Consider the following 11,279-nt stretch of genomic DNA (forward strand, 5'->3'; position numbering starts at 1 on the left):
AATAAAAAATCCCCACGCGCCGCAAGGGCGGGTGGGGATTTAGACGTTTATTCGCTGAAATTGTCAGCGAGTAGAGCGCGCATTATGGCTTAAGGCCAAACATCACCTGCCCATCCAAACATGACGTGCCCATCCATTGGGTTCACGGTCACTTGATAGGTGTTGTTGCCTTTTGGTGTGAGTGCAAGCGTTTTGTTGTTTTGCGTGGCACGTACTACTTCGCCCAATTCCGGCTTCATTTCGCGCGTAGTGAATTCAAGCGTGATTGGGGTTGCATATTGCTGGCATTCCGGAATCCACTTGTGGAGGATAATCGTTGAGCTACCTTGATTATCTAACGTTGTGCCGCAGAATTCACGAGCAAAGCGATATTTGAGGACGTTGCTTGGCGTATCCATCCACAAGTCACCGGCATCCACTTTGGCTTTGGCGTAATCGAGGTGGCCTTGGTAGCGCGCTAAAGGTGCAGTTTCCCAGTAGCCAGTATCGACGCCATGCATGGTACGCGTTGCCCAGCCGCCTTGGTTGATGGCTGCGTCGATATGCAGATTCAGGATTTCACTACCCATCGGGTAGAGCGACCATTTGCCATCGGCGGTGAACAAATCCCATTTGATACGGAAAGGATTATCAAAGTTGGCCGCATTCACGCCCGCTGGCATCGTGGTGTAATCCACATTGCCATTGGCCACTAAATGCGAGGCACGGCCACCCAGATATTGCGTGTTGTTTTTCAGGAAAGTCGTCCCCACAGTAGAGGCTGCGTCACCTGGCCACACAAAATAGCTGGCTTTGTAGCCGTCTAAGTTGGCGGCAATATCCGCCGCCGCACCGTTGAGCTGAACTTCCAGTTCTGCGTCATTGATATACGGGTTTGGATGTGAGCGGCTATGGCTAACCATCTCATGGCCGTTAGCAATCATTTGTTTGGCAGCAGCCCAATGTTGCGGCGAGCAGCTACCGGTGATGATGCCAAAACCAGCCACCAAACCACGTTTACTCAACTCTGGATCCATGATTTTGATATACGGATCGGTGCCAGCTGGCATCGAGCAGTAATCATCATGCACCAATGAATACGCGCCTTTCGCGCCATTTTTCCACGTGGTGGTTTTTACTGAGGTTACGTAGTTGCTTGCAATCGGTGCTGGGGTCGCTGTTGGGGTTGGCGATGGGCTTGCTGAAGGAGATGGCGATGGTGTATAGGGTGGCAGCGGCACTTTGTTGTCAAAGTAACCATACTTATAACTTTGCCTTGAACTAGCTCCTTGATCATCGGTCGCTATCACTTCCAAAGTACCGTGCGCATAAAGGGTCGTATTGAAGTCAACCTTGAACGGCGCTTGGGTTACTGAACCTAGCGATTTGCCATTGATCAGGAATTCAACTTTAACGACACGGCCATCACTGTCGGTCACACTTGCGCTGGCGCTTGCATTATAAGGTGGCAAAGAAATAGTTTGGAATGAGCCTGATGGCCATGCACTCACAATCACTGGTGCTTGATTGACAGGAAGCTCGCTGAGTAATTTCCACGGACCCCATTGATTTGTAGCGCTCGGCACTTGGCCTTGTACCCACCATTTGGCTTCAAAAGTGCGACCATCATGCGTAACGCGTTGACCCGCGGTGTAAACCGCCGTGCTATTCCAAGTGCCAATGCTTGAGGTCGGTGTTGCAGTAGGTGTTGCAGTAGGTGTTGCAGTAGGGGTCACGGTCGGTGTTGCTGTTGGATTCCAAGTTGGGCATACACCGGGTACCACATTTTCAGCATCCCATAGTGCTGCATCGTAAGTGACCGAGGTGTTGTTGTAAGTCGGTGCGTTATTCGCTGTGCTGGTATGCGTTACTTTTGCTTTAAAGCGTATCCAGCCCATCTGGCTTCTGTATGCACCAGCAGGACGCACGTACGCCCCTGCCGAATATTCCGTTGCTGGAGACCACATTGGGGTTTGTTCAGGGTTTGGTACGTCAGTGCATGGGCCAAAGCGAGTTACTTTGCTAGTTTCTACTGTTACTTGAGTCGGCGACGACGAAGGCGTTGGCCGCGGCGATGGTGTTGGCGGATTGCTGATGGTGTAGCTACTGCAGGTGCCTAGGTTTTTCCATAGCGTCGGCGTTGCGGCGGGATTCCAGTTGGCGCCGATATGGGCGGTGTGCCCAGAGAGGGCTTGATAGTCAACTTTGTTATAAGTGACGGTCTTGCCCGTGGCGTAGCTATTGCCTTCTACCCAAGGTTCAAAAGGGTTGCAGACGGCGGTGGCGGATGCCGTATTGGCGAGCGACAGTAAACCTGTCGCGGCCATGCTGAGCAGCAGTGCTTTTTTGGCACCTTTAAAATGCTGATTTTTTAACATGTCTCTTCCATCCAGAGTGTGTATTCAGCTTGTACCGGCTCAAGTCTGAATTAATTTTTAATGTATTACCCGGTAAATCTTTATGGCTATGCTCTAGCGGCATATACCTTTGTATTTATTCTAGTTATTTATATGTTCGTTCTATCTGTAATTTAATTTGTTTACGGATTTCCATTGAGCTAAGCGGTCAAGCTGAGTCAAAGCGAACTCTGCAGCGGCGAAAATTAAACATGGGCCGGACCCCAGCCCATTAGTGTTTGTACTAATGTGCTGCGAACTATGCCATTGTGATTTTTTTGTGTAAATACAGATGGGGTAGTTGTTCACAAATGATGACTAGTGACGTTTTTTGTCTTTTTAATCAATTGTTTAGCGAATTTATTTTGTGGTTTTTTTCATGAATGGCATCGGCCCATGACGAATTTTCAAGATAAGCGTGAGCTTGCTCACTAATCCAAACACTAAAATCAGCAATCTTGCCGCTGGTGCTGCTGCGGTCGGGCCAGACTAGCCAGTAGGGATATTGATAGGGCACGCAAATATCCGATATTTGTACCAGCGTGCCGTTGGCCAGATGCGATTCGACTAGTGATGTTCGCGCTAACATAATGCCGTGGCCGAGTTGGGCTGCTTCGAGTTCTAGGTTGCTGTCGTTGTAGGAATAGCTTGGCGTTGGGCGCCAATCGGCGAGGCCTGCTGCTTGGCACCACGTCGCCCATGGTATTGCTGGATTGTGGATGATCGTCGCCGTTTTGATGTCGTTGACCGATGTTGGACGCGGTTGGTAGCTGGGGGCGGCGACCATGATGTGATAATCATCCATCAAATGCACCTGCTTCATGCCATCCCAACCGCCAGAGCCCATTCGCACCGCCATATCGAGCAGGCCATTATTCATTTCCTCAAACCCCAAACCGGCACGTAGGCTGACGGTGTATTGCGGATATTTCGCTTTGAAATCGGGTAGGCGCGGCACTAACCAGTTGAGCGCAAACGATGGCACCACGCCAATGGTAATGTCGTTCGGCTTGGGGCGAGTCAGTACGCGCTGCGTCGCTTCGCTCATATCCGCTAGCGCGCCGCGAATCCGCAGCGCATAAATTCGACCTTCTTCGGTCAGTTGCAAGCGCTTTCCTTCGCGCAAAAATAGTGAAAGGCCAAGAAAATCTTCAATCGTGCGGAGTTGATGGCTTATTGCGCTGTGCGTCACGTTCAGCGATTCGGCGGCTTTGACGACGCTGCCAAGGCGGGCGACGGCTTCAAATGCGCGTAAAGCAGCGAGTGGGGGCAACTGGCTCATCGTAATTTCCTTGTGCGGCAGCAGTCTCAAAATGTGTTTATGTGAATTTTACTCACATAAACTCCGAAAAATCATCAGCAACAGGCTTTTATTTATTGGATATAGTGAATCCACTATGTCAAATGGATGAAAGAAATGGTCACCTATTTACGATTAAGCGTTACATCTCATGAATTGCTGGTGGTTGAGCTGACCCACCCAGCGCAACTGTGGTGTGAAGAAGGTGGCGTTTGGGTAACGCATGAGCAGTCGACTGAAGACATCGAGCTGTATCGTGGCGAGCATCTGCAATTGGCAGTGGGTAAAGTGCTGATTGAAGGGGGAGGGCGGCTGTGTTTCTGTGGTGAAAATTTGCAAATTAGCCCTTTGAGCATTCTTCAGGTCGGCGTTGAATGTGATCGTGAGTTTGCCTATGGCTAAATGCGACTGAATAGTATTTCGCTTCGCTAAGTGCGCTTGAGTTTGCTATCGTGTGGCTTATGCAAATAGCTCCTCTTTTTTCTACCCCGTGGCGGGTGTTAAAACATCCCGTGTTCTTGTATGAACATTTTCGGGCAATTCACGCTTTACGAGTGGCGCTGGCTTTTTTATTTGGCGGTGCGATTGACCTTTATTTTGCTATTCCTTATGGTACTTGGACCTTGATCACCATCGTGGTATTGATGGGAAATGGTCCCACGCAGGGCGATATTTCGCGGAAATCGGGGCAAAGAGTTTTAGGCACTTTTTATGGTGCTTTAGCTGGATTGCTGGCTGTTGTGTTTTATTTGGTGACACCGTGGCTGGGTTTGTCGTGGATGATATTCATGATCGCCTTAAGTGCCTACCATGCGCTGGGGAAAAATAGTGAGGCAGCGGTGGTCGCGGGCGTCACCTTAGTGATTGTGGGGGGCTTAGGTGAATCAGCGATTGAAGAGTCGTTTTGGCGGCTGGGCAATGTGCTGATTGGTGCCATCATTGCGATGTTTTTTGCTAACTTATTTCCGACCCGAGCGATTGATCGTTGGCGATTTTTGTTGGCAGAAAATTTACGCGAAGTGGCGCTTGCATATCGGCAAATCGGTCCTGATTCTCAATTTGATATTGGCTTGACTTTGGAGCGAGTCAATTCGCGTTTGCAAAAAATGCGCTTATTGATCCCGTCTGCGACCAAAGAGAGCGGTCAAGAGAGTTTACGTTTTGATGCGCTGCATCGTCATCAGCGCATGTTGTATTTGTTTTTGGAGCGCAGTTCGGATGCAGCAAGTACAGCGCCCCCATTTGCGGACAATCGGCGACTGAGATCCATGATTTTTCGCTCATTAATGCGCTCAGCGCGTGCAGCACGTTTTTTGCGAAATGATTTGCAGGATGGCGCTGCGTTGATCAACGCACTTTCTGCGATTGATGAAGTTGACTTTTTAACGCAGGAGCTGGCGCAAGTTAGTGCTCAAATAACGGATGAGCTGCATTTGTTGATGCCGGATATTGTTCGAACCCAGCACCCACTTTCACAGCTTAAGCCTGCGGCCTTACGCTACTTAAAAAGATAGCTTATGGTGCCGCGACAACGTGAATTTCTTCGCCTAAAACTTTAACCACCATCCCCGCGCGAATTTTGGCTGTTTTGCGGCTTTCCAGCGTGCCATCGACTTCGACCAAGCCTTCGGCCACCATTAATTTCGCTGCGCCGCCGGAATGTGAAATGCCGAGATTTTTAATCAAATCACACAGTGCAATATATTCATTTTTGAGTTCAAAAGTTTGAATTGTCATTTTTTATCCTTTAGGGTATTTGATTGTAGGTGTTGATAGCTAATGATTGGGTGGCGATACCTGGTGATTTTTTTATTCAGCCAAGATGCCTAGGCCATGCTTGGCTAATAAGGCCGCGGTGTCGTGTAGCGGTAAACCCATGACCCCCGTAAAACTGCCATCTAGATGCGCGACAAACACCCCGCCCAAGCCTTGAATGCCGTAAGCGCCGGCTTTATCCATCGGCTCGCCACTGGCGACGTAGGTAGCAATTTGCGCGTCGGTCAGTTCAGCAAACGTCACGCGGCTGATGCTCAGGCGTGTTTCGACGCCATTCACATCGCGCAATGCCAAGCTGGTTAGCACTTCGTGCGTTTGGCCAGATAACTTGCGCAGCATCGCAGCCGCATCAGCCTCATCAAGGGGCTTGCCTAAAATCTCATCGCCCAATACCACCGAAGTATCAGAGGCTAACACTGGCTTGAGTGCCAAGCCCATTTCTTCTAGGTGTCGCCAGCCTGATTCAGCCTTTTCCACCGCCATGCGAATGACGTACTCACGTGGGTTTTCATTGGCGAACGGTGTTTCATCAATCGGCGCAGCAATACGCTCGAAAATCACGCCGGTTTGCGCGAGCAGTTCTTTGCGGCGTGGGCTGCCAGAGGCGAGGTAGAGTTGGGTCATATTTATTCGCAGAAATAGTGTGGTTTAAGCATAACAGCAGGAGGTTGCTCATGGTAATGGCAAGTTAGTGCTGTCTATTCCCGATGGTAAGGATGGTTATTAATAATCGACACCGCGCGATACAGTTGCTCGGCGAGTAATACGCGCACCATGCCGTGTGGCATCGTCATGGCAGAGAGCTGGAGCAATTGATCGGCACGCTGCTTAATGCGCGGGTCAAGTCCATCGGTACCGCCGATGATAAACACGGTCTCACGGCCATCGATTTGCCAGTCTTTCATGTTTTCAGCGAGCTTCATCGTCGTCCAGTTTGCACCACGCTCGTCGAGCGCCAAGACGCGTGCGCCATCGGGAATTGCTGCCAAAATCCGATCTGCTTCTTCCGCCATCACTTGTTGCGGCGTGCGGGCGCTGATGCGTTTATCGGGCTTGAGCTCGGTGAGCGTTAACGCAAAATCGCGCGGCATCCGCTTGGCGTATTCGTTATAGCCCTCAGAAATCCAGTTCGGCATTTTGTGGCCGACGGCAATTAATTGCAGTTTCATAATGTGTCGTGATGTTGATTTAATGCGATGTTAACAGATGTGCTTAGAGAAAATAAAAACAGCCCGTCGCTTGACGGGCTGTCGCGGTGAAACAGCGTGCTTAATTACTCTGCGCGGCCGCTGGTCACGCGTTCACGTTTGATTTTCCACTTGCCACCGTCTTGAACCAATTCCAAGGTTTTCTCTACGACGTCTTGGTAGTTTTTCGAGCTGTAGTTTTGTTTGAAGGTCACATCAGCACGGTCTTTGCTGACATTGGTGCAGCTGAAGTTTTCAACGCTCAGCTTAATATCGCCTTCTTTATTTAGGCGTGTACGGCGTTTGGCTTCCCAATCGGCGCGTGTGCGACCACTTCCTGCGTCAAACTGGCTACTGTAAAGTGCCAAATACTCATCCGCTTTCTTGCTTGACCATTGAGTGCGCCAGTTTTCGACGAATTCCGTCACTGATTTATCGCAGCTTGTTGCTGTGGGCGGAGTGGCTGCGACTGGGGTCGGCAGTGGCTCAATCACCCGTGCTGGGCGGGCGGCAATCGCAGCTTCACGATTGAGTGGTACGGCAGCAATGAGTGCGCCAGAGCAATTGATCGCTTCATCTTCGGCCAAATTGTCACCCAAATCGTTATCGGGAGACGTATTTTCCAACGGTGAAATTTGCAAAGCCGAGAGTAATTGGTGCGATTGCGTTAATACACGGGCGTACGAGAGACGGTGATCGTATTCAGCGCGAACCAGCGCACGCTTCGCTTCAAATAACTCATTTTCAGTATCTAATACGTCGAGAAGCGAGCGTTGACCAATGTCGAACTGCTTGCGGAACGCATCACGGGCTTTTTCGGTTGAGAGTACGTGTTGATCAAGGTATTTGAGCTGTTCTTTCAAGCGGTAAGTATCATTCCAAGCAATTTGCGTGGTTTGGCGAATATCACGGCAAGTCTTGTCGCGCATTTCTTGGGCGATATTGAATTGTTCTGCGTATTGGCTGACGCGCGCAGTATCGCTACCGCCACGGAACAGATTGTAATTCATCACCAGTTGAATTTTGCCATCTTTAAAGCTGCCGTCGATGTTGTCACGATTTTGTTCGTAACCTTGGCTGGCTCGGACTTCAAACTGAGGATAGAAGGAGCTTTTCTTGCTTTGTGCATCAGCGCGTGCGGCGCGAATATTGTAAACGGAGGCACGGAACGCAGGGTTGTATGCCACGCGCTCTTTGAGTTCGGTAAGATTTTGCGGCACTTTGTCTGCAAAATTGGGTACTTCAGTCATTTTCTCTTGCGGGATAGTACCTGTGAGGCGCTCATAACGTGCAGAGACGTCGTGTAGATTAGATGACTCGGTTAGCCAATTGGATTCGGCTAAGGCCAAACGACCCGAGGCGGTTTCTAGGTCGACACGGCGCCCCACACCTGCGGTAACTCGTTCTTGAATTTGATTAAATGTTTCTTGGTGAATCGCGAAATTTTCACTCGCCAGTGCAACGAGTTGGCGATAACGCATGACATCTAAGTACGCATTCGTGGTTTCGAGCGCGGCAGCGTCACTGGCTGCAAGTAGATCATAGTAACGTGTTAATTTGCCATAACCCAGGCGGCGCACTTCGTCACGAGTGGCGAAACCATCAAACAGCATTTGGCGAAGCTCAAGCGACACACCTGGGTGACTGAAGCTTTCGCTACCCGTGTTCGGTCGATCTTGCCGTTCAACACCGGCGTAGCCAAGCACGTCGATTTTTGGATAGTAGTTACCACGAGCAACATCTTGCTCGTTGCCTGCAGCACGGAAACTGAGCCATTTGGCGCGGACTTCAGGGTTGCGAAGGACAGTTTGCTCAACGGCATCACGTAAATTGCTGGCAGCATAAGATGCTGAGCTGCCGCAGGTAATAAGTAAAAGCGCAAGTGTTTTTAGTTTCATGGTGATTCGTTTCCAAAAATCTAGCTGTTAAAGCCGTTGATGACTGTGTGTTTTGTTTTTTTATAATTCACATGCTTAAGGATTCAATTTTGCTACTATAGGTAGACGTTTAATTAATTTCACTCACAAATTTGTCATTTCATGCCGATAAAACCACACAAATTGCGATATGGCTTAGCCGGGGCTGCTTTGTCCTTGGCGATCGTATGCTGCAGTGTTGCATTTTCGGCATGGGATTATGACACGTTCACCCGGTTGGCGCAGCAGCGCTATGGTGCGAGTGGGGCTAAAACGGCAACTGAAATTCAGCAATTAATTGTGTCAAGTCGTAATCTTGTGGAACTTGAAAAATTAAAACGCGTTAATGAGTATATCAATCGAAAGTTTCAATTTGTTGATGATACCGTTTTATGGAAACAAGTCGATTACTGGGCCACACCGCTTGAAATGATCGGTAAATCAGCGGGTGATTGCGAAGATTTCGCAATTATCAAATATACGGCCTTAAAAGATACTGGGGTTTCTACTGATAAGTTAAGGCTTAGCTATGTTAAAGCTAAAATTGGCGGTCCAGATAGCAAGATTAGTCAGGCGCATATGGTTTTAACATATTACGCTGAACCTGATGCCGAGCCATTAATCTTGGATAATTTAATTACTGAGATTCGTCCAGCTAGCCGCCGGCCTGATTTAACGCCGGTGTTTAGTTTTAATCACGAAGGTGTATTTGCTGGTACAGGCGCAAAACCTTCTGCATCTATTGATCGTTTATCACGTTGGAAAGATGTTTTACTCAGAATACAGGCAGATGGCATTGATTATAAGGAATAACAAAGTGTCTTTAATTCGTCAAATGTTAGTGCTGATTATTATCTCTACTTTGCTGGCATTTTCAGTCAGTTTGGTGGTGAGTACAGTCAGCGCGAGGAATTATTTAGAGCAGCAATTATTTACTCAAAGCAGTGATAATGCATCGTCTTTAGCATTATCTTTATCGCAGCAAACCGAAGATCCTGCAATGATGGAGTTAATGACTTCCGCCTTATTCGATTCTGGCCATTTTGAGTTGATTCGGTTCCGTGACCCTCATAAAAAAATTATCATTGAATTAAAAAATAAAGATTTACCCAGTAAAGTTCCTAATTGGTTTATTTCAGTGTTTCCGATCGAAGTCGCCTCTGGGCAAGCCTTGGTGAATAAAGGCTGGAAGCAAGCAGGCAGTGTCGAGGTGCGTGCACATTCTAGATTTGCTTATGAGTCGCTCTGGAATGGGGCGGTGAAGTTATTTTTAGCCATTATGGGCGGCGGGATTGCGGTCGCATTTTTAGTGCGGTTTATGTTTAATCGTGTCCGCCAGCCAATTAGGGCGATGGTCGGGCAAGCAGAGGCAATTAGTGAAAGACGTTTTATTACGATTGCCGAGCCACCTTATATTGAATTACGTCGTGTCGTCACCGCGATGAATAGTATGGTGCTGCGTGTGAAATCAATGTTCGATGAGCAATCAGAGCGTATTGATCAATTGAATTATTCAGTGAACCGAGACAGCGTAACTGGCTTGGCCAATCGCAGTTATTTTATGGCTCGTTTATCTGGCTTACTTCATGATGAAGACCGCGCCAGTCATGGGTATTTACTCGTTGTTCGCCTCAAGGATTTGGCGGTTTTAAATCAGCGCGTGGGGCGCAAAGCGACCGATTTGCTTCTTAATCAAATCGCCGCAGTGTTAGCCGACTGGGATGATGAAGGGGAAGATTGGATTGCGGCTCGTTTAAATGGTGCAGACTTTGTATTGACAACCCCAAGACTGGAGCAGCCTGCAGAGTTTGTTGAGTCCTTGTTAGCCAAGCTGGCTCAGTTATCGGATATTGAAGACTTTATTCATATTGGGTACACCGAATTTAGTAAAAACGAAGCGATGAGTGAAATCTTGACGCGTGCAGATGCGGCACTCGCTCAAGCAGAGAGCCGTGGCGTAGTGAGCGGCGTGGCCGCCTTGGTTGATTTGGCACCGGTGAGAAACCCAAATACAGTTTGGCGAGATAAATTGCTGCAAGCGGTGCAGGATGAGTTGTTTGTCGTGCAAAAGTATCCCGTTATCGATTGGCAGGGGCAGCTTATTCACCAAGAGCTCATGCTGCGCATGCCGGATGACGATGGCGTATCTCTGCTCAATGCTGGCGTCTTTATGCCTTTTGCCAAGCGTTTGGGTTTGACGCCTGAGCTTGATTTGGCCGCTATTCGCTTGGCGATTAGCGAGCTAAAGAAAAACCCGTTCTCTTGTGCTGTCAATCTGGATATCGAATCGCTGAGTAATCTGCCATTCCGAGCTGAATTAGCAAAAATATTTCAATCGCTGCCTCAGAGTACGCGTACTCGCTTGTGGTTGGAGATTAATAGTAATGGTTTCAAGCAAGAGTTTGAAACGCTTGCCGTTTTTGCTGCTGAGATGAATCAAGTCGGTGTCAAAGTGGGAATTGAGCATTTTGGCCGCTCAGCCAGTGGTATGTTGCGACTCTATGATTTACCGCTCAGTTACATCAAAATTGATGGCAGTTATGTTCACGAAATCGACCAACACACGGGCAATCAACAGCTACTGAAAGAAATTGTAAAAATGGCTTCGAGTTTGGGGGTCTTGACGATTGCGGAGCAAGTCCGTAGCGAAGGGGAGTGGACTAAATTACAAGCCTTGGGTTTGAGCGGTGCAACTGGACCCATTACTAAAACAAAAATAAATTAA

General features: G+C 48.6%; 10 protein-coding genes. 4 read left to right on the forward strand and 6 right to left on the reverse strand.

The window, feature by feature from the left end; all coding sequences use genetic code 11:
- Positions 1-89 precede the first annotated feature (89 nt).
- A complete protein-coding gene (locus tag K4H28_RS16080; RefSeq protein WP_221006141.1) occupies positions 90-2,357 on the reverse strand; it encodes a carbohydrate-binding protein in 2,268 nt (755 codons plus the stop codon).
- Between the two features lie 361 nt (positions 2,358-2,718).
- Complete coding sequence (locus K4H28_RS16085) at positions 2,719-3,657, reverse strand: LysR substrate-binding domain-containing protein (protein ID WP_221006142.1); 939 nt, start codon at positions 3,655-3,657, stop codon at positions 2,719-2,721.
- 135 nt (positions 3,658-3,792) lie between these two features.
- Between K4H28_RS16085 and K4H28_RS16090 the strand changes: the two genes are divergently transcribed.
- Both K4H28_RS16090 and K4H28_RS16095 read left to right on the forward strand, forming a co-directional pair.
- Complete coding sequence (locus tag K4H28_RS16090) at positions 3,793-4,077, forward strand: DUF2917 domain-containing protein (RefSeq protein WP_221006143.1); 285 nt, start codon at positions 3,793-3,795, stop codon at positions 4,075-4,077.
- A 59-nt stretch (positions 4,078-4,136) separates the two neighbouring features.
- Positions 4,137-5,189, forward strand: a complete 1,053-nt coding sequence (locus tag K4H28_RS16095) for an FUSC family protein (protein WP_221006144.1) — start codon at positions 4,137-4,139, stop codon at positions 5,187-5,189.
- A gap of 1 nt (position 5,190) precedes the next feature.
- Here the strand turns inward: K4H28_RS16095 and K4H28_RS16100 are convergent, their stop codons facing one another.
- The 4 genes from K4H28_RS16100 to K4H28_RS16115 all read right to left on the reverse strand — a co-directional run bounded on the left by K4H28_RS16100 (position 5,191) and on the right by K4H28_RS16115 (position 8,536).
- Positions 5,191-5,412, reverse strand: coding sequence for an RNA-binding S4 domain-containing protein (locus tag K4H28_RS16100; protein WP_221006145.1), 222 nt, complete (start codon positions 5,410-5,412; stop codon positions 5,191-5,193).
- Between the two features lie 72 nt (positions 5,413-5,484).
- On the reverse strand, positions 5,485-6,075 hold the full coding sequence (locus K4H28_RS16105; protein ID WP_221006146.1) for a Maf family protein: 591 nt from the start codon (positions 6,073-6,075) through the stop codon (positions 5,485-5,487).
- 74 nt (positions 6,076-6,149) lie between these two features.
- Complete coding sequence (gene rlmH, locus K4H28_RS16110; protein ID WP_221006147.1) at positions 6,150-6,620, reverse strand: 23S rRNA (pseudouridine(1915)-N(3))-methyltransferase RlmH; 471 nt, start codon at positions 6,618-6,620, stop codon at positions 6,150-6,152.
- A gap of 104 nt (positions 6,621-6,724) precedes the next feature.
- Positions 6,725-8,536, reverse strand: a complete 1,812-nt coding sequence (locus K4H28_RS16115) for a TolC family outer membrane protein (protein WP_221006148.1) — start codon at positions 8,534-8,536, stop codon at positions 6,725-6,727.
- A 141-nt stretch (positions 8,537-8,677) separates the two neighbouring features.
- On the opposite strand from K4H28_RS16115, the gene K4H28_RS16120 reads away from it, so the two are divergent.
- Together K4H28_RS16120 and K4H28_RS16125 are read left to right on the forward strand one after the other, a co-directional pair.
- The gene (locus K4H28_RS16120; protein ID WP_221006149.1) at positions 8,678-9,367 is read left to right on the forward strand and encodes a transglutaminase-like cysteine peptidase; all 690 of its coding nucleotides are present in this window, start codon (positions 8,678-8,680) and stop codon (positions 9,365-9,367) included.
- A 4-nt stretch (positions 9,368-9,371) separates the two neighbouring features.
- Positions 9,372-11,279 carry a bifunctional diguanylate cyclase/phosphodiesterase gene (locus K4H28_RS16125; protein WP_221006150.1) on the forward strand — a complete coding sequence of 636 codons (1,908 nt, stop codon included), beginning with the start codon at positions 9,372-9,374 and terminating at the stop codon, positions 11,277-11,279.

This window comes from Deefgea tanakiae (assembly GCF_019665765.1).
GTDB lineage: Bacteria > Pseudomonadota > Gammaproteobacteria > Burkholderiales > Chitinibacteraceae > Deefgea > Deefgea tanakiae.